17 protein-coding genes are annotated in these 18,862 nt (G+C 44.2%); 15 read left to right on the top strand and 2 right to left on the bottom strand.

What is annotated here, in order from left to right:
- Nucleotides 1-25: 25 nt before the first annotated feature.
- On the bottom strand, nt 26-1,294 hold the full coding sequence (gene adeR, locus NST79_RS16645; RefSeq protein WP_080263037.1) for a sporulation transcriptional activator AdeR: 1,269 nt from the start codon (nt 1,292-1,294) through the stop codon (nt 26-28).
- A gap of 518 nt (nt 1,295-1,812) precedes the next feature.
- On the opposite strand from adeR, the gene NST79_RS16640 reads away from it, so the two are divergent.
- From NST79_RS16640 to NST79_RS16600, 9 genes are all read left to right on the top strand, one after another.
- Nucleotides 1,813-2,106, top strand: coding sequence for a WXG100 family type VII secretion target (locus NST79_RS16640; protein ID WP_003220661.1), 294 nt, complete (start codon nt 1,813-1,815; stop codon nt 2,104-2,106).
- A gap of 69 nt (nt 2,107-2,175) precedes the next feature.
- Nucleotides 2,176-2,415, top strand: a complete 240-nt coding sequence (gene yukD / locus NST79_RS16635) for an ESX secretion system protein YukD (protein ID WP_003228763.1) — start codon at nt 2,176-2,178, stop codon at nt 2,413-2,415.
- 14 nt (nt 2,416-2,429) lie between these two features.
- Nucleotides 2,430-3,785, top strand: coding sequence for a type VII secretion protein EssB (essB, locus tag NST79_RS16630; protein ID WP_128471909.1), 1,356 nt, complete (start codon nt 2,430-2,432; stop codon nt 3,783-3,785).
- Between the two features lie 60 nt (nt 3,786-3,845).
- Nucleotides 3,846-8,333, top strand: a complete 4,488-nt coding sequence (gene essC / locus NST79_RS16625) for a type VII secretion protein EssC (RefSeq protein ID WP_192857948.1) — start codon at nt 3,846-3,848, stop codon at nt 8,331-8,333.
- Nucleotides 8,330-11,554: a type VII secretion protein EsaA gene (esaA, locus tag NST79_RS16620; protein ID WP_181217406.1), complete on the top strand. Its 3,225-nt coding sequence runs from the start codon at nt 8,330-8,332 to the stop codon at nt 11,552-11,554. The genes essC and esaA overlap by 4 nt, the downstream gene beginning before the upstream one ends.
- Before the next feature lie 31 nt (nt 11,555-11,585).
- Nucleotides 11,586-12,041, top strand: a complete 456-nt coding sequence (gene essA, locus NST79_RS16615; RefSeq protein ID WP_015251327.1) for a type VII secretion protein EssA — start codon at nt 11,586-11,588, stop codon at nt 12,039-12,041.
- 62 nt (nt 12,042-12,103) lie between these two features.
- Entirely contained in the window at nt 12,104-12,835 is a 732-nt protein-coding gene (locus NST79_RS16610; protein WP_151262403.1) for a (S)-benzoin forming benzil reductase, read from the top strand.
- Between the two features lie 198 nt (nt 12,836-13,033).
- Entirely contained in the window at nt 13,034-13,564 is a 531-nt protein-coding gene (locus tag NST79_RS16605; protein WP_003244444.1) for an HD domain-containing protein, read from the top strand.
- 177 nt (nt 13,565-13,741) lie between these two features.
- Nucleotides 13,742-13,978, top strand: a complete 237-nt coding sequence (locus NST79_RS16600) for a YuzF family protein (protein ID WP_003220677.1) — start codon at nt 13,742-13,744, stop codon at nt 13,976-13,978.
- 40 nt (nt 13,979-14,018) lie between these two features.
- Here the strand turns inward: NST79_RS16600 and NST79_RS16595 are convergent, their stop codons facing one another.
- Nucleotides 14,019-14,408, bottom strand: a complete 390-nt coding sequence (locus NST79_RS16595) for a DUF2283 domain-containing protein (protein WP_029318487.1) — start codon at nt 14,406-14,408, stop codon at nt 14,019-14,021.
- Nucleotides 14,409-14,522: 114 nt separating this feature from the next.
- Here NST79_RS16595 and NST79_RS16590 point away from each other — a divergent pair, with 114 nt between their 5' ends.
- The 6 genes from NST79_RS16590 (at nt 14,523) to NST79_RS16565 (ending at nt 18,840) form a co-directional block, all read left to right on the top strand.
- Nucleotides 14,523-15,632, top strand: a complete 1,110-nt coding sequence (locus NST79_RS16590) for an AI-2E family transporter (RefSeq protein WP_029318488.1) — start codon at nt 14,523-14,525, stop codon at nt 15,630-15,632.
- Between the two features lie 59 nt (nt 15,633-15,691).
- Nucleotides 15,692-15,913: a spore germination protein gene (locus NST79_RS16585; RefSeq protein ID WP_014477839.1), complete on the top strand. Its 222-nt coding sequence runs from the start codon at nt 15,692-15,694 to the stop codon at nt 15,911-15,913.
- Between the two features lie 72 nt (nt 15,914-15,985).
- Nucleotides 15,986-16,234, top strand: coding sequence for a YueH family protein (locus tag NST79_RS16580; protein WP_003228783.1), 249 nt, complete (start codon nt 15,986-15,988; stop codon nt 16,232-16,234).
- A 71-nt stretch (nt 16,235-16,305) separates the two neighbouring features.
- The gene (locus NST79_RS16575; RefSeq protein WP_015251331.1) at nt 16,306-16,704 is read left to right on the top strand and encodes a YueI family protein; all 399 of its coding nucleotides are present in this window, start codon (nt 16,306-16,308) and stop codon (nt 16,702-16,704) included.
- A 96-nt stretch (nt 16,705-16,800) separates the two neighbouring features.
- Nucleotides 16,801-17,352, top strand: coding sequence for an isochorismatase family cysteine hydrolase (locus NST79_RS16570; RefSeq protein ID WP_014477836.1), 552 nt, complete (start codon nt 16,801-16,803; stop codon nt 17,350-17,352).
- Nucleotides 17,353-17,367: 15 nt separating this feature from the next.
- Entirely contained in the window at nt 17,368-18,840 is a 1,473-nt protein-coding gene (locus NST79_RS16565; RefSeq protein WP_003228788.1) for a nicotinate phosphoribosyltransferase, read from the top strand.
- Nucleotides 18,841-18,862: the final 22 nt, after the last annotated feature.

Below are 18,862 nucleotides of genomic sequence, written 5' to 3'. Positions count from 1 at the left end.
TAAAAAAACATGGATTTGTGAAATTTCACAAATCCATGTGCCGAAGTTTGATATCTAAATAGATGGTGAATTTTTGATTCACATTTTTCAAATCAATTTCAGCGATCTGGCTGATCCGCTTGAGTCGGTAATTCAACGTATTAACGTGTATATTTAACAGCTTGGAAGCGGTATTCACGTTGCTGTCCGCTTCAATAAAGCGCTCTAGCGTCTCTACCATATTTGACTGGTGATCCCGGTCATATTGTTCAAGTTTGGAAAGCGAGTAATTATAATGGCCCGCCTGTTTCCGTTTTTCATATAAGACATCTAAGTATTGATAAATGCCTAACTCAGAAAAGCTGAAAAGATGTTTGGTCTCTTCAGCGAACCGTTCCTTCGTTTTTAAGACGGACAATGCTTCCTGATAGGAGCGGGAGACAAAAGAAATAGAGTTGTATATTCCGCCAAAAGCGATAGAAACGTCTTCTATTTTATACCGCTCCTTCAGCTGTTTTTGCGTACTTAAAGCAAACTGTTTTAAATCTTGAAAAGGATGATCTGTTTTGGGTGAGGTTAATATAATAAGTTCATTGGAATCTACGGTCGCCAGCAGCACGTAAACCTGCTGGGTCGTTTCCTGTAAATATTGCAGCTGCTGTTCGATTTTTTCAGTCAGCTCGCCATTTATGCGGATGATCATAACGGAAAACTCTGAAGGAGCGGCCATTCCAAGCTTATGGAACCCATCCGCCATATCATCCTCCTGATGGATGTGTCCGGTCAGCATTTTCCAGAAAAATTCTTGGCTGCGTTCTTCATTTTTCGTTTTTCTGATTTGAAGTTTGAGAAGCTTGTTTTTCACTGCTTTTGCTGCCATTTGCAATGTCAGCAGATCTTCATCGGACAATGTTTTTTGGATCTCAAGCGCCCATATGAAGCCAAGTACTTGCTTGTTTTTCCAAATCGAAATAGCGACGCGATTGCTCAGCCCGACTTCATCAATTTGCTTGACTCTGATCGGCTGGTCCGTTTTTAAGAGAGCTGGAATTGTCCCATCTTTCCACAACTTGTTAATCACCTTTTCCGGTACCCTTCTGCCAATAATGGTAGACGTCCGGGCAGGGTCTGTGCAGTCGCTGTGTGTACTGTAGGCAAGCAGCTTGTGGTTAACATCCTCTATGGTGATCGGGCACCGCAGAACGTCGCTGATATGATCAGCCACATCTTCAAGTCTGTCAAAACTATATTTAAACGGATCATTCGGCATGGTCATAAATCTCCCTACTTTTCGTGCTTGATTTCTCTTTGACATCTCATCCCCTTCCTTTTATTATGATTGTTGTTGTTTGTGAAAATCAACAACAAAGAACAGAAGCAAAAAAACAATTTCATGAGAGAAACGTTCTATATACATTTGGCGGTGTAATCGCCTTTTTGCAGGACAGTATGCCTCATATAATACGACAGCTTATCCTATTAATCTTCTAAGAAAGTCATCGGAGGCAAGACTAATTAAGGAAAGAAAAAACTGAACCTTTCAGAAATGGTGCTGTAGCATCAAATTTTCTGAAAGGTTTTTTTTGGGAGTTGGAGCGTTATTTGGGTCTTTTGGATTATTCGGAGAATGAAGAGAAGATTAAGAAAATAAACCTATTTACTTTACATTATATGTCATTTTTAAGTGATTCGGGGTAAACCATTGGACTCATTTTGTAAAATTAAAACATATTTGTTTGACTATGCCGAAAAACTGTTTTTATAATAATGACGTTCTAAAAATAAGTGAATTAGCCCATATTTAGGCTGATGGCACAGGAGGTAATGAGGAATATGGCAGGATTAATTCGTGTCACACCCGAAGAGCTAAGAGCGATGGCGAAGCAATACGGCGTTGAAAGCCAAGAAGTATTAAATCAGGTTGATCGTTTAAACCGAATGATCTCTGATTTGAAAAGCATGTGGGAAGGTGCTTCAAGCGAAGCGTTCGCAGATCAATACGAGCAGCTCAAACCTTCATTTATCAAAATGTCAGATTTGCTTCAAGATGTGAATCAGCAGCTTGATCAAACAGCAAATACACTTGAGTCTACTGACCAAGACATCGCAAATCAAATCCGCGGATAACAGTATGAAAGGGAAGGAGCGCCTGATTCAAAAGAAGACGGCGCTCTTTCTATGTAAGGGTGATCCTAAATGTATATTGATATTACAATAGATTTGAAACATTATAACGGCAGTGTCTTTGATCTCAGATTGTCAGATTACCACCCGGTGAAAAAAGTAATTGATATTGCTTGGCAGGCCCAAAGCGTATCTATGCCTCCGCGCGAAGGGCACTGGATCAGAGTGGTGAACAAGGATAAGGTGTTTTCCGGAGAATGCAAGCTGTCTGATTGCGGCATTACAAACGGAGACCGGCTTGAAATATTATGAAAGGATCTGGTTGAATGTCAGGTAAACAAAAATCATATTTAGAAAACCAATTAGAAGCTGTTGCCGAGAAAACAGATGCCGGCTATACATTTACCTTTCAACGGGAAAAAATAAAGCTTCTCGACGGTCTTGAAGCTAACGTGATCAAAGATATAAATCCATTTTTTCATAAAGAAATCGATGTGACGGATGATGAAGTAATCATCACAATCCAACCTCCCTCCTCCTATAAAGCATTCCGCTTCATGAAAGCTAAGGATAAAAAAAGTAAATGGCAGTTTGCCTATCAGCTTGTTCAAGCCGTACAGCAGCACAATCTGTCGAGGCTGAATTTGATTGTCGCTCCTGAAAACATTGTATTCGATAAAGGGCTTACGCCTTATTTTCTCCATTATGGAGTAAAAGAAAGCATTCCTCCTTACGAGCGTGATGAGGAAAGAGTATGGCAGGAGCTGAAAGCGGCAGCGGCTTTGGCAGTTGACGGCGCTTTTGCGTTTGAAGACTACCTGAAATTCAATGAAACGCTGACGTTCTCCGCAGAGGCAAAGGCGATATTAGATGCTGAATCCTATGATGATTTGCTCGAGCTGATTCAAACCCATATTGATGAGCTCGAAGCCAAAGCAAAAACATACATACATATCCCGAGAAAGAAGTGGAACATCCAGCGATATATCGGCCTGGGGCTCATTGTTTTGCTTGTACCGGCACTTATTTATTCGATGTACGCCTTATTTTTCGCGCAGCCAAAGCACCAGGCGATAGTGGACAGCAACCGTGCGTTCTTAAACAAGCAGTACAGTGAAGTCATCAGCACACTGTCCAAGTACGATGCGGAAAGCCTGCCTGAATCGGTGCAGTATCAGCTGGCGACGTCCTATGTTGAGGTCGAAAACCTGGGGAGTGCAAAAACCAAAAATATAGAAAATAATTTAGTCACCCTTCAATCAGACCCTCAGCATTTCTTATATTGGATTGATTATGGTCGAGGAGAATACAAAGAAGCGATCAGTATCGGCCGTAAGCTTGAATACAATGATTATATTTACTTTGCCCTAGCTAAATATAAACAGCAGCTTTTATCTGAGGATACAAATGATGAAGACATACAAAAAGAACTTGACTCAGTAAATAGTGAGCTTGAAAAAGCGCAAAAAGAACGTCAAGAAAATAAACAGTCTAATTCTGAAACATCGTTAGTCGATACAAGCGAAGAACAGACACAAACAGACGAAGAAAAACAAGCAGAAGAGAAAGCGGCAGAAGAAAAAGCCGCAGCCGAGGAAAAAGCGAAAAAAGAAGAACAGAAGGAAAAAGAAGACGAGAAAAAAGAAACAGAAAAGAAAGATGAGAAAAAAGATGACAAATAACGTGAGACATGAAGCGCAGGTCATCGCATGCTGCCATTCGGCCGTAAGGGGGTTCGCCATTTGAGTCTATTATGGGTTTTTTACCAAAATAACGTTCAAAAATTAAATCTGTCTAACCTCCCGTCGTCTCATCCGGTGACCATAGGGCCTGATGTGAAGGATTCTGTTACGATCAGCTCCATTCCATTTAATAGCGGAGTGATTTCTCTTAAAAGAAAGGAATCCGGCGGCCAATACGAAGTTTTCCTGGGAAATGATTGTCTCGGCACGATTGAGGCGGATATATCATTTACTCTCCAAACGGATCAGCATGATATACGCTTGATATTGACGGGCAGTGAACCTGAGAAATCCGTTTATTTTACGGGAAACCGGGATGAAATTGTATGTTCCTCAGAAAAAACGAATGCAGATATTTATCTGAATCCGCAAGACTTTGCATTTGCAGAACAAAGCACGTTTTCTTTGCTTCGTTCAGGCGGCAGCTGGTCGGTCCGCCCTGAAAACGGGTCTATCTTCTTGAACGGAGAGAAAATCAACGTCAATACGCCGCTTAAGCCGGGGGACGAAATATTCTGGAACTTCACGCAAATGAGGGTGACGGAACAAGACCTGTTAGAAATTGTTCATTATGCCCAGTTTGAAACAGCGTTAACAGAAACGGTCAAACCGAGTACAGAGATGCAGAAAAAATATCCGCAGTACAGAAGAACGCCGCGGATGGTATACGATCTGCCGGATGACCGCGTTTCTTTCAGTTTTCCCTCTCAGGAGAGCGATCAAACCAACAGAGGGCTGTGGCTCGTCATCCTGCCTCCGCTTGTGATGCTGATCGTGATGGGCGTAGTTGCCATCATCCAGCCGCGCGGCATATTTATACTCGTTTCTTTGGCGATGTTTATGATGACTCTCATTACCTCGACAGTGCAATATTTCCGGGATAAAAACCAGCGGAAAAAACGCGAGGAAAAACGGGAGCGTGTATATAAGCTTTACTTAGACAATAAGCGGAAAGAGCTTCAGGCACTTGCTGAAAAACAAAAGCAGGTTCTTGAATTTCACTTTCCTTCATTTGAACAAATGAAATACTTAACAAGTGAAATCAGTGACCGGATCTGGGAAAAATCCCTTGAAAGCAAGGATTATCTCCAGCTGCGGCTTGGGACGGGAACAGTTCCGTCAAGCTATGAAATCAATATGAGCGGCGGAGACTTGGCTAATCGTGATATCGATGATCTCATGGAGAAATCGCAGCACATGCAGCGCGTCTATAAAGATATCCGCAATGCGCCGGTGACGGTCGATTTGGCAGAAGGTCCGATGGGGCTTGTCGGTAAATCGCAAATTGTGAAAAATGAGATTCACCAGCTGATCGGACAGCTGTCGTTCTTTAACAGCTATCACGATTTGCGTTTTGTATTTATTTTTCATGAAGATGAGTATAAAGACTGGGAGTGGATGAAGTGGCTTCCGCAATTTCAAATGCCCCATATTTATGCAAAGGGATTTATTTATAATGAGCAAACGCGAGATCAGCTCCTGTCTTCACTTTACGAATTGATCAGAGAGCGTGATCTCGAAGATGACAAAGAAAAACTGCAGTTCAAACCGCATTTTGTATTTGTCATCACGAATCAGCAGCTGATCTCCGAGCATGTCATTCTCGAATATTTAGAAGGACAGCATGAGCATCTGGGCATCTCGACAATTGTCGCTGCGGAAACAAAGGAAAGCTTGTCGGAAAACATTACAACTCTTGTCCGCTACATCAATGAGCATGAAGGCGACATTTTAATACAAAAGAAAAAAGCGGTAAGAATTCCGTTCCGTCTCGATCATCATCAGCGTGAGGACAACGAACGGTTCTCACGCACACTGCGGACGCTGAACCACCAGGTCGGCATTACGAATTCCATTCCGGAAACGGTATCGTTCCTGGAGCTTTTTCAGGCGAAGGAAGTAAAAGAAATCGGCATTCAGCAAAGATGGCTGACAAGTGAATCGTCGAAGTCGCTGTCAGTGCCGATCGGCTATAAAGGGAAAGATGACATTGTGTATCTGAACCTTCACGAAAAAGCACACGGTCCGCACGGCTTGCTTGCGGGTACAACGGGGTCAGGGAAAAGTGAATTTCTCCAGACCTACATCTTGTCACTTGCAGTGCATTTTCATCCGCATGAAGCGGCTTTCTTACTAATTGACTATAAAGGCGGAGGAATGGCGCAGCCGTTCCGCAACATTCCCCACCTCCTCGGCACGATCACAAATATTGAAGGAAGCAAAAACTTCAGTATGCGTGCGCTTGCTTCCATTAAAAGCGAGCTGAAAAAAAGGCAGCGCCTGTTTGACCAGTATCAAGTCAATCACATCAATGACTATACAAAGCTATACAAGCAAGGGAAAGCAGAAGTGGCGATGCCTCACTTGTTCTTAATTTCTGATGAGTTTGCCGAGCTGAAAAGCGAGGAGCCTGATTTTATCAGGGAGCTTGTCAGTGCCGCGCGTATCGGACGAAGCCTCGGAGTTCATTTGATTTTGGCGACACAGAAGCCAGGCGGCATCATCGACGACCAGATCTGGAGTAACTCGCGCTTTAAAGTAGCGCTCAAGGTCCAGGATGCCACCGACAGTAAAGAAATTTTGAAAAACAGCGATGCCGCAAACATTACCGTAACAGGCCGCGGCTATTTGCAGGTCGGAAACAATGAAGTGTATGAGCTGTTCCAATCTGCATGGAGCGGGGCGCCTTACTTAGAGGAAGTCTACGGTACCGAGGATGAAATCGCGATCGTTACAGATACGGGTCTGATCCCGCTTTCTGAGGTTGATACCGAAGATAACGCGAAAAAAGACGTTCAAACCGAAATCGAAGCTGTAGTTGACGAAATTGAACGCATCCAAGATGAAATGGGAATCGAGAAGCTGCCAAGCCCTTGGCTTCCGCCGCTTGCGGAACGTATTCCGCGCACTCTTTTCCCTTCAAACGAAAAAGACCATTTCCACTTTGCGTATGTCGATGAACCTGATCTGCAAAGACAAGCGCCAATTGCTTATAAGATGATGGAAGATGGAAATATCGGCATCTTCGGCTCTTCGGGCTACGGAAAATCGATTGCAGCCACAACGTTCCTGATGAGTTTTGCGGACGTATACACACCTGAAGAGCTTCATGTCTATATCTTTGATTTCGGTAACGGAACGCTGCTGCCATTAGCGAAGCTCCCGCATACCGCGGATTACTTCCTGATGGACCAGTCAAGAAAAATTGAAAAGTTCATGATTCGCATCAAAGAAGAAATTGACCGCCGTAAACGTTTGTTCCGGGAAAAAGAAATCAGCCACATCAAAATGTACAATGCGCTGAGCGAAGAAGAGCTTCCGTTCATTTTTATCACCATTGACAACTTTGACATTGTCAAGGATGAGATGCATGAGCTTGAATCGGAATTTGTCCAGCTTTCCAGAGACGGACAAAGCTTGGGTATCTACTTTATGCTGACAGCAACGAGGGTGAATGCTGTCCGCCAGTCATTGTTAAATAACTTGAAAACAAAGGTTGTCCATTATCTCATGGATCAATCAGAAGGATATTCCATTTACGGCCGTCCGAAATTCAATCTTGAGCCGATTCCGGGACGCGTCATCATTCAAAAGGAAGAGCTTTATTTCGCGCAAATGTTCCTGCCTGTTGACGCCGATGATGATATCGGCATGTTCAACGAGCTGAAATCAGACGTACAGAAACTTCAAGGGCGATTTGCTTCAAATAAGCAGCCGGCACCGATTCCGATGCTGCCTGAGAGCTTGTCGACGAGAGAATTTTCTATCCGCTTCAAGCTGGAACGCAAGCCTTTATCTGTACCGATCGGGCTTCATGAAGAAACAGTCAGCCCAGTCTATTTTGATTTAGGCAAGCATAAGCACTGCCTGATTTTAGGCCAGACTCAGCGCGGGAAAACAAACGTCTTAAAAGTCATGCTCGAACATCTGATTGATGATGAAACTGAAATGATCGGCCTGTTTGACTCGATTGACCGCGGCTTATCTCATTATGGAAAGGAATCAGATGTTTCATATTTGGAAACGAAAGAAGATATTGAGCAGTGGATTGAAACAGCTGAAGACATTTTCAAAACAAGAGAGGCGATGTATGTAGAAGCCGTCCGCCAAGGAGACGCACAAAATCTGCGATTCTCACAAGTCGTGCTGATGATTGACGGGATAACGAGATTCCAGCAGACGATTGATACGAGAATACAAGATCGTCTCGCTAACTTCATGAAATCATACGCTCATCTTGGGTTCAGCTTTATCCCGGGCGGAAACCACAGCGAATTCTCAAAAGGCTATGACTCCTTGACGACTGAGATGAAGCAAATCCGCCACGCGATTCTGCTGATGAAAAAGTCTGAGCAAAATGTCATTCCTCTCCCGTACCAAAGACAGGAGCCTGAGATTCAGCCGGGCTTCGGATATGTTGTGGAAAACGGGAAGGAGCAAAAAGTTCAAATTCCTTTATGTTCTGCTGAAAGGGAGAGTGCTAGATGACAGAACAACGAAAAAGCTTGATCAAGTTAATATCCGCCGTCATCATCATTTTGCTGCTGCCGGTTTTGTTTTTCCGATTTATCGGAGACGATCCGACGAAAAAAGCAGTCAATTCCACCCGGCAAATCGCGGTGGTGAATGAAGACACAGGCGTATTGAGTGATGAGGTAAAGTCTGATGAAGAGGACAAATCCGCCCAGTTCGGCAAGGAAGTAGCGGCCGTTCTGGGTGAACGTCCTGATTATTCGTGGACGGTCGTAAACCGAAGCGCGGCCGAGACCGGTCTTGCTTCAAAGAAATATGATGCGATCGTCTACATTCCCTCAGACTTCTCAAAAAACATTTTGAGCTATGACAAAGACCATCCTCAAAAAGCAACGCTCGAATTCAGCATTCAAGATAACCTGAATGCGGTTAACAAAGAAAAAGTTCAGCGGGAGCTTGAGGATGCCCAAAAGACAATGAACAAAAAAATGTCGGCCTTATACTGGAACTTTGTTTCGCAAAAAGTGGACAACATCAGAGGAGAATTTGACAAGATCGTCAATAAAGAATCTGAATTCCAGAATGTCATGTACAACTTTTACAAACCAAGCTCTAATGATTTAGCAGGTGAAATCAAACAGCAAAAAGACTTAATCGATGAGCTGAAGAAATCAATGAATGAAGCGCAAGGCACGACAAAAGAAAAAGCTTCTACAGCGGAGGAAGCCAAAAACACGCTGAAAGAATTCATTGATACAGTTGAAAGGTACAAAGAATATCAAGAGAATCAGAAAAAGCTGCTTTTGGCAGCCCAGGATTCAACACAGCAGCAAATCCGGACAGGTCTGGATGCCATCCAGGCACAGCAAAAGGCGAATCAGTTCAGCGAACGCATGAGCGGGTTGGCAACCGGGATCGGCCAAGCGAAGACACAGCTCGGACAAACCAGTAATGTGCTGGCAAACGCCCAGGAAATTAGGGAAGGGCAAGTGTCCCAGCAGGAACTTGGCATGGCAAAAATCCAAAGTAATTTAATCGAACAATATCAGGCCGCATCAAGACAGGCTGCACTAAATCAGGTGTACCAATTGCTTGTCCCGGCACGTCAGGCATTGACAGTTGCGAAAGGGGACGACCCAGTCATAGACGATGGTTCTGACAACAATGATAAAGATAAAGACCCTAAAGAAGAAGATCCTGAAGAACTCAAAATTGATCTTGAAAAACAGCGTGAAGAACTGAAAAATATCGCTGCTGATATTCAGGATATTTCAGACAATCTGAAGGAGCCTGAAAAAGAGGACCCAACACCGGAGGACCCGGGTACTGAACCAGACGATCCGTCCACTGATAATCCAGAAAAACCTGATGACGGGGGCAGTACAAAGCCCGATGATACACAGGGCGACACAGGGAACGACAATAACAGCAGTGATACCGGTAATGACGGACAAACGGACGGCAGTACTCAGGATCAAGACCAGCAGAAGGGAACAGACGGTCAGGAGCAGAACGGCGATGCGTCAGACAGCGGAAAAACTGAAACGGGCACATCTGCCGAACAGACTGCTTCATCTGACTCAGCCCTTCAATTTATCAAGCTGGCAAATGAAGACGGTACCGGAGATTCAGGAGATACCGGCAGCGGCGGAGATACGACGGAGCCTGGGGACCAAGATCAACCAGGAAACGGCGGCATTTCTGATATCGCCAAAGCAAAGGAACAGCTCAGCAAAGCGTCTGAGCGAATCAAGCAAATTGAAGAAGAGCTCAAAGAAAAAGAAACTGCCCATAATGAAGAGCTGAAAAAGAAGTTAGAGGAAATAAAAGTACAAATGGAAGGTCTTAATGATGAAATTGAAGACCTGAAAGACAAAGTGAAAAAGCTCGAAGGTAAGCTTGAAAATCTCGAAGCGAAACGGAAGCGGGAGTTTGAAGGGATTTACAGTGCGATTCGCGAGCTTGAAAATAAAGATCAGCTTCAATTTTCAGGAGAAATCAATACAGAAAGCATCTCCGCTTTAATGAGATACTATAAATATTTGTCTGTTTATGACTCTGTATTATCCGGTACGATTGACAGTGCTGCAAAAGCCGGCGCTATTGACGGCCAGCAGGGCAACGTCAAATCAGTCCTGGCTCTCACACCTGAAGAATCAGCCAGCTGGGAAGCTCTCAAAAACAACACGATGCAAACAGATGAGGATATTAACAGCTTCATCGACGGCATGACCAAATTTGCGGACGACTACAGCGGCTATATCCGTGACTCTCAAGCAGGTGTTCTCGACGAACTGACGAAAATCTCTGAAAGTGCCGCAAAAGCGTCAGAACAGCTTGTAACGGGCGCAACACAGGAATCTGCGACGTTCAGCAACGATGGGCTGTCTGGCACCATGGCACTGAGTGTCCAAGATACGGTCGGCCAGGAAGTGCTGCAAATGTCAGACATGATGGGTTCATTGTCTGATCGCCAGTCAGGCATCATTGATTACACAACCAACATGCAGCAAAGCGTCAATGATGTTCAAGCGAAAGCCGACACCTTAAACAACAACTGGGGGAAAAATGTCGCCTCCACGAAACTCGTGCGAAATGACGTATACGGCATACTCGGAAATACATTAGTAGACGGGCAAAACAATGGCTATGTATATGATTACTTAGCGAATCCGCTTAAAATCAGCGGAGAGGTTCCGGAAGAAAAAATTCAGACGGTACCTCCGGTTGTCATCCTTGTCATTGTGTTGATCAGCAGTCTGTTAATCGGCTATTTCAGCTCGTATTACCAAAACGCACCGCTTCTCGTCAAAGGAGCGTTATTCGGAATTCTGAATATCCTTGTCGGACTTATGATCAGCTTGTTCGGTTTGAATATTTATTCACTGCCGGACGATCAGACGATTAAGTGGTCGGTGTTTACGATTCTATTGCTGGTCGCAAGCTCTGCCTTCATCCGGACGGCATTCAGATTCGGATCAATCCCTGGCTGGGTTGCTTCAGCGGCAATGATCCTATTCTATGTCGCACCGCTTATTGATTTGATCATGCCGAACTTTACATTTGAAGATCCGGTTTCGAAAGTATATATCGACATCCAGTACGGTACTGGGCACTTGTTTACAATGGGAATAACAGTTCTGCTGATCATTACGGTGATTGCCGCGGCTCTGCCGCTGATTATCCGGCTGATGGCTGAACACACAGCAGAAAGCGATGAAACGTATGAAGCGTGATCGCAGCATGGAAAAGGGGATCATGATTTGTATGCTCTCCTTTTCCCTTTTCATACCCTCTGCAGCTGCTGCCCAAACTGAAGAAAATACAGATGTCGCGCCAAACCAGTATGAGAAAAAAGACATCGAAATCGATACGAATTATTTGCATGAAGATACCTACTATGAAGAAAAAACAGAACTGCCTGAGGAACAAAAGGATATCACTTTTGATAAACCGAAGGACAAGGACGCCGAGCTGATAAAAGATTTGTTTACATCAACAAATGCCGAGGATTCCAACACGATTGCGGCCCAGTCGAAACAGCTTGGAATTACATTTGCAGAAAAACCAATAACAAAGACATCATCAACGGAAACAGAAGATGAACAAGAAACATCATCATTGCTGCTGCCGATGATCTATGTCGTACTGATCCTGCTCGGAATTGCAGGCATCGTGTTCCTCATCCCAAAAGTCACAGCGCAGGAAAACAAGAAGGCGTAGGCCGCGTGCTTGTGTTGTGTAAAAGCGGTGCCGTACAATAATAACGGAAAAGGAGGTTTCCAATGGAACTTTATATCATCACCGGAGCGTCAAAAGGGCTGGGTCAAGCCATTGCATTACAGGCTTTAGAAAAGGGGCATGAAGTCCATGCCTTATCCAGAACGAAAACAGATGTCTCTCACAAAAAACTAACGCAGCATCAAATAGACCTCATCAATCTCGAAGAAGTTGAACAGCAATTTGAAACATTGCTCTCATCCATCGATCCATATCGTTATTCTGGTATTACCCTGGTCAATAACGCCGGAATGGTAACGCCGATCAAACGTGCCGGCGAAGCGTCTCTTGACGAGCTTCAGCGCCATTATCAGCTGAACCTGACTGCGCCCGTGCTTTTGAGTCAGCTGTTTACAAAACGGTTTGCTCCATACAGCGGCAAAAAGACGGTTGTCAACATTACTTCAGGAGCCGCCAAAAATCCATATAAGGGATGGAGCGCGTATTGCAGTTCAAAAGCCGGGCTCGACATGTTTACGAGGACATTCGGATTTGAACAGGAGGATGAAGAGCTGCCGGTGAACATGATTTCGTTCTCACCTGGAGTGATGGACACTGAGATGCAGGCCGTCATCCGTTCTTCATCAAAAAAGGATTTCCACCACATTGAACGATTCCGGAAATTAAATGAAACAGGAAGCCTTCGCAGTCCGGACTTTATTGCCGGCACGCTGCTTTCTTTACTAGAAAAAGGGACGGAAAACGGCCGCATTTATGATATTAAAGAGTTTTTGTAGAGCAGATATTTTCTGCTCTTTTTTTTTATACAAAAGGCTACAGCCAGCGCATTTTATTGAACAGCCGCATATACTGACTGAAACGTTGCTTTTAGGGTATAACAATGATGATAAGAAGATCAAAATGATGTGACATAAGAATTGAGTTTCTCTGCAAATTATGTTAGGATTCTAAAAATATCTAAAGGAGGGGTTTCCATGAGAAAGGTTACATTAATGGATGTTTTCACCCATCCAATTGCACAAAAATATCTTCAGCGTTCCGGCGTGGCACATGCGATTGCCTGCGCTTATCATGCATACAGGCTGTCTGTGAAGGCTGACATCAATCCTGATTTAGCAGCAAAAGCGGCACTGCTTCATGACATCGGCCATTATGAATGGTATACAGACGGAAAGTGGGATTATGAGAAATACAAAAGAAATGACATTCATGCCATTAAAGGGGCGGAACGGGCGCATAAGCTTCTGATTCGGCTTGGCGAGGAACCGAAAGCGGCAAAAGAGATTGCACTAGCCATTTTGCTTCATACAGATTCCTATTTGCCTGAAGGCGAATTAGATAAAAACACGCTGCAGCAGATTGTCAAAAAAGCGGACGAACTGGATGAAGAGCCGGGCGGCCACCATCATTACCGCCAAATTGATCCTTCAACCGCACGAAAAAAAATAGAAAAGCTGGACCAATTAATCGACCAAGCCCAGGCATCCGTGATAAAGCCTGTATAAGTACGGAACAGCGCCCAGCTTTCTTCGCTGTCTCCGCTTCATCGATACTTCCTTTACACCCGCTTCCAAACGTATTCTCCTAAAATCTCCGCACCCCTTTGTTTTATCAGGTAAGCCTGTGTCATTATCCATAAGCGCGGCATAAGCTGAGATAAAACACACAAAGGGGATAAAAGTATGGTCAACCAAGGTAGTCCGCAACTGGTCTCTTTAGTCGATCCTTATGTCTATCAGACCATTAAAAAGCTCATCGGCTCAAGGTTCGTTATACAGACAGTACGAGATACGGTCAGAGGCAGACTGATCGATGTAAAACCTGACCATATCACAATTGAAGGAGCCCGAAATTCTGTTTGTTTGATCAGAATCCAGCACATGATTTCCGTCACCCCAGATTACAGTGAGCGGGTCTAACAGTGCTTGCGCATGAAAAATAGGCGTACACCGGGACGTCCTATTTTTCAGTTAAGCGCTGTAAAAACGCACTAAGATACATTGTTCCATCAAGGTCAAAGCCGGCAAATTCCTGATAGTCACCATCTGAAAAACAGAAAGTGACACCGTACACCGTATAGCAGGAACGGACTGAAGCATGCTGGCAGACCCGAAAATGATAACCGTCTGAATCTTTTACATATAGCCGGGATTTCCCGGCAAATGGGGCACAGAGGTGTGCTGCCTCACCAAAACATTCGAATCCGGCGATTTTGCCGTCTTGGCTGATATCCAGCAGGAGACAATCATTGACTCTGAGCTCCTCAGTCCGTACATTCCTGTTCTTTTTCGGAGGAAGAACATAGATATAAGCCAGTTCTGAATCTGTATCGTATGTCACGGCCTTCATCACCAACACTCCTTTCATTATATTAAGAGTTCTGATATGAGTTCATTTTTGTTACAATGATGGGGTATAAGTTCTTTTATCTGACAGACAAAGAAAAACTAGGAGGAACAAAGCTTGTTGAAATCAAAAGTCCATTTTTGGACATTGCAGATTTTATTTGTTTTGCTGATTATTTTTGTAGCAACAAAAGTTTCATTTGTATTTCAGCCGTTTATTGTTTTTATCTCGACATTGTTTTTCCCGATGCTGATTGCGGGAATTTTGTATTTCATATTTAATCCGGTCGTCCGCCTGCTTGAGAAAAAAATTCCGCGGACATTATCCATCCTATTGATCTATTTACTGTTTATCGGTTTGCTTGCCTTTATTTCAGCGTCAGTCGGACCTATCATCACCTCACAGGTGACAGGGCTGTTTAACAACCTTCCTGATTATATAAAACAGATTCAGGGGCTGACAAAGGATTTGTCCCATTCTCAATGGTTTACCTGGATGATGAACCAAGATTATGTATCGATATCAAAAATTGAACAGTCATTGACAAGCTTTCTCCAAAACCTGCCGCAAAATATCACGTCCAGTTTATCTGCGGTGTTTGGTGTCGTGACAAACATCACGCTTGTTATTATTACTGTTCCATTTATCCTTTTTTACATGCTGAAAGACGGACACCGCTTTCCGCATTTGGCAGTAAAAATTCTACCGGCTTCTTATCGGACAGAAGGCTTAAAGATTTTTAAAGATTTATCCGATACGCTTGCGGCATATTTCCAGGGGCAGCTGTTAATCTGTCTTTTTGTCGGGACAGCGTGTTTTATCGGCTATTTAATTGCCGGACTGCCGTATGCCCTGATTCTTGGGATTGTCATGGCGATTACCAATATCATTCCCTATGTCGGGCCTTTTCTCGGTGCCGCGCCGGCTGTCATTGTCGGTTTTATGGACTCGCCGGCCAAAGCGCTGTTTGCGATTATTGTGGTCGTCATCGTTCAGCAGCTGGACGGAAACCTGCTGTCTCCTCTTGTGATCGGAAAGCGGCTGAATACCCATCCGCTTACGATTATTTTGCTATTAATCGGAGCGGGAAGCTTCGGCGGAATTCTCGGCATGATTTTAGCGGTGCCGGTTTATGCGGTAGTGAAGGCGTTCTTCCTGAATATTGTCCGCTTGATCAAGCTGCGCCAGCGGTCACGACTCGAGGAAAACGCAAAGCCAGCTGAATAGGCGGGCACCATTATCGGCTCCTTGCATATGATGCTGTAAATCAATGCGGAGGTGGGGAAATGCCTGCAATTGTGGGGCCGATTTATATCATGTCAGTTACGGGTAATGCCGCGGCAAGCTTTGGAGACGTATTTGCGATTTCGCCCAAAAGCGTCGCTCATTCAGGGGCGGGGTCAGGCACATTTCAGCTTGGTGATTTTGTGAAGATTAACAACCAAACGAGTAAAACTCTCTTCAAAGATGCCGATATCACTGATGAAACAGTTTCGTTTAACGGGTAACAGCCTTTTCACAAGAGGCTGTTGCTTTTTTATTGTATAATATGGGTAGTCTTTAAATAGAGAGGTCATGTTATGAAAATCAGAAAAGCAAATATCAATACGCAAACCGGAATGATCACGGACGTGTATCTGCATGAAAACAGAAAAGAACTGCGCACGCTTGTAGCGGTACCGCAGCTGGAGTGGAGCACGATCATTTCCTATGAAGAAGATAAAGCAACTCTGCCTGAACGGCTGGAAGCGTCGTTGCGCCGGCATACAGAGGAAACCCCTGCTGGTGAGCTGGCCAAAAAAATCATTCATTGGGTAACAGAAATGTAAACGGCGCTTGAAAGTTTAGCTCCTGCCTGATCAGGTGATAATGAAGACAAACAAGACGGGAGGACAGGCTTTTGAGTGAAGATAAAATGGATCTCTATTTGCAGCAAGGAATGTATGGGCCTTTGGAGACAAAGCCTGACGAGCGCCATTTGTTTTTAGGCTCTTTAAGAGAAAGAGTCGTTTTGGCACTGACGAAAGGACAGGTGCTTAGAAGCAAACCGTATAAAGAGGCGGAGCACGAGCTGAAAAACAGCCATAACGTCACCCTTTTGATTAATGGAGAGCTTCAATACCAGTCTTACTCTCCTTATATCCAAATGGCGAACCGGTACGGAGTGCCCTTCAAGATTGTATCTGATCTTCAGTTTCATACGCCTTTAGGCATCGTCATTGCGGCTGACATCGCTGTGAATCGTGAATTGATATATATTCAGGACGACATTTATAATCGGTCAGTGCTGAAATCGTAAGAGACAAACGGACCGTTTGTCTTTTTGTTCATGGCAATTCACTTACAACTGGAGATAAGATATAATGTTCTCATACTGATGGCGGGGAGGCCGGCTATGAAAAAAGCACTTATTTGTATTGATTATACGAATGATTTTGTGGCGAGTGACGGAAAATTGACCTGCGGGGAGCCCGGCAGAATGATTGAAGAGGCGATCGTCAATTTAACTGAAGAATTCATCACAAACGGTGATTACGTCGTATTAGCAGTAGATTCTCATGATGAAGGGGATCAATATCACCCTGAAACCCGTCTTTTTCCTCCGCATAATATAAAAGGCACGGAAGGAAAAGATCTGTACGGAAAGCTTTTGCCTCTATATCAGAAACATGAACATGAGCCTAATGTTTACTACATGGAAAAAACGAGATATTCTGCTTTTGCGGGAACTGATTTAGAGCTCAAACTCAGAGAGCGGCAGATTGGCGAACTGCACCTTGCCGGTGTCTGCACAGATATTTGTGTGTTGCATACAGCTGTTGACGCATATAACAAAGGTTTTCGGATTGTTGTGCATAAACAAGCTGTTGCCAGCTTTAATCAGGAGGGGCACGCATGGGCTCTTTCCCATTTTGCAAACAGCATCGGAGCGCAAGTGGCAGAGTAAGGAAGGGGAAAAACAGTGTTAGAGTACGGATTTAAAGATGACAGCCTGTCATTACATACAGACCTTTATCAGATCAATATGGCGGAAACGTACTGGAGAGACGGCATTCATGAAAAGAAAGCGATTTTTGAGCTGTTTTTCAGAAGGCTTCCGTTTGAAAATGGCTATGCCGTATTTGCGGGCTTGGAAAAAGCCATTGAATACTTGGAAAATTTCAAGTTTACGGATAGCGATTTGAGTTATTTACAGGATGAACTCGGGTATCATGAAGATTTTATTGAATATTTGCGCGGCTTATCTTTTACAGGTTCACTTTACTCCATGAAAGAAGGAGAGCTCGTTTTTAACAATGAGCCGATTATGAGGGTGGAGGCACCCCTGGTAGAAGCGCAGCTGATTGAAACAGCTTTGCTCAACATTGTGAACTATCAAACATTAATTGCAACAAAGGCTGCCCGGATTAAAGGCGTCATTGGTGATGAAGTTGCGCTTGAATTCGGAACAAGACGGGCGCACGAAATGGATGCGGCCATGTGGGGAGCGAGAGCAGCCTTAATCGGCGGCTTTAGCGCGACAAGCAATGTAAGAGCCGGAAAGCGCTTTAATATCCCGGTTTCCGGCACACATGCGCATGCGCTTGTGCAGGCTTACCGCGATGAATATACAGCTTTCAAAAAATACGCGGAAACACATAAGGATTGCGTCTTCTTAGTTGACACGTATGACACGCTGCGTTCAGGCATGCCGAACGCGATTAGGGTTGCCAAGGAATTCGGCGACCGCATTAATTTCATTGGCATCCGTCTGGACAGCGGCGATTTGGCGTACCTGTCAAAAAAAGCCCGGAAAATGCTTGATGAAGCAGGATTTACAGATGCGAAGGTGATTGCTTCAAGCGATTTGGATGAGCACACCATTATGAATTTAAAGGCTCAGGGAGCGCGCATTGATGTCTGGGGTGTCGGTACGAAGCTGATCACTGCCTATGACCAGCCGGCTCTCGGCGCAGTTTATAAACTCGTTGCCATTGAAGAAGACGGGAAAATGGTCGACACGATCAAAATTTCGTCCAATCCTGAAAAAGTGACGACACCGGGCAGAAAGAAAGTCTACCGCATTATTAATCAGTCCAACCATCATTCTGAAGGCGACTATATTGCGCTTTATGATGAGCAGGTGAATGATCAGAAGCGGCTCAGAATGTTCCACCCGGTTCATACATTCATCAGCAAATTTGTCACGAATTTTTATGCGAAGGATCTTCATGAGCTGATTTTTGAGAAGGGTATTCTTTGCTACCAAAACCCTGAGATTTCAGACATACAGCAGTATGTGCAGGATAACCTCAGCCTGCTTTGGGAGGAATATAAGAGAATCAGCAAGCCGGAGGAATACCCGGTTGATTTAAGCGAGGACTGCTGGAGCAATAAAATGCAGCGGATCCACGAAGTGAAAAGCAGAATTGAAGAAGAGCTTGAGGAAGAATAAAGAAAAACTGGCCTTTCATTCG

Origin of the sequence: Bacillus sp. PS196 (assembly GCF_037963555.1) — a bacterium.
Classification (GTDB): Bacteria; Bacillota; Bacilli; order Bacillales; family Bacillaceae; genus Bacillus; species Bacillus subtilis.
Note: the sequence above shows the minus strand (reverse complement) of the source record. Positions and strands in the feature narration are given on the sequence as shown.

Excerpts from the sequence above, each read along its gene's own strand:
- NST79_RS16610 (WP_151262403.1), top strand. The coding sequence starts at position 12,104 with ATGGAACTTTATATCATCACCGGAGCGTCAAAAGGGCTGGGTCAAGCC.
- esaA (WP_181217406.1), top strand. The coding sequence starts at position 8,330 with ATGACAGAACAACGAAAAAGCTTGATCAAGTTAATATCCGCCGTCATC.
- NST79_RS16600 (WP_003220677.1), top strand. The coding sequence starts at position 13,742 with ATGGTCAACCAAGGTAGTCCGCAACTGGTCTCTTTAGTCGATCCTTAT.
- essB (WP_128471909.1), top strand. The coding sequence starts at position 2,430 with ATGTCAGGTAAACAAAAATCATATTTAGAAAACCAATTAGAAGCTGTT.
- NST79_RS16640 (WP_003220661.1), top strand. The coding sequence starts at position 1,813 with ATGGCAGGATTAATTCGTGTCACACCCGAAGAGCTAAGAGCGATGGCG.
- NST79_RS16595 (WP_029318487.1), bottom strand. The coding sequence starts at position 14,408 with ATGAAGGCCGTGACATACGATACAGATTCAGAACTGGCTTATATCTAT.
- NST79_RS16585 (WP_014477839.1), top strand. The coding sequence starts at position 15,692 with ATGCCTGCAATTGTGGGGCCGATTTATATCATGTCAGTTACGGGTAAT.
- NST79_RS16570 (WP_014477836.1), top strand. The coding sequence starts at position 16,801 with ATGAAAAAAGCACTTATTTGTATTGATTATACGAATGATTTTGTGGCG.
- NST79_RS16580 (WP_003228783.1), top strand. The coding sequence starts at position 15,986 with ATGAAAATCAGAAAAGCAAATATCAATACGCAAACCGGAATGATCACG.
- yukD (WP_003228763.1), top strand. The coding sequence starts at position 2,176 with ATGTATATTGATATTACAATAGATTTGAAACATTATAACGGCAGTGTC.
- NST79_RS16605 (WP_003244444.1), top strand. The coding sequence starts at position 13,034 with ATGAGAAAGGTTACATTAATGGATGTTTTCACCCATCCAATTGCACAA.
- adeR (WP_080263037.1), bottom strand. The coding sequence starts at position 1,294 with ATGTCAAAGAGAAATCAAGCACGAAAAGTAGGGAGATTTATGACCATG.
- essA (WP_015251327.1), top strand. The coding sequence starts at position 11,586 with ATGCTCTCCTTTTCCCTTTTCATACCCTCTGCAGCTGCTGCCCAAACT.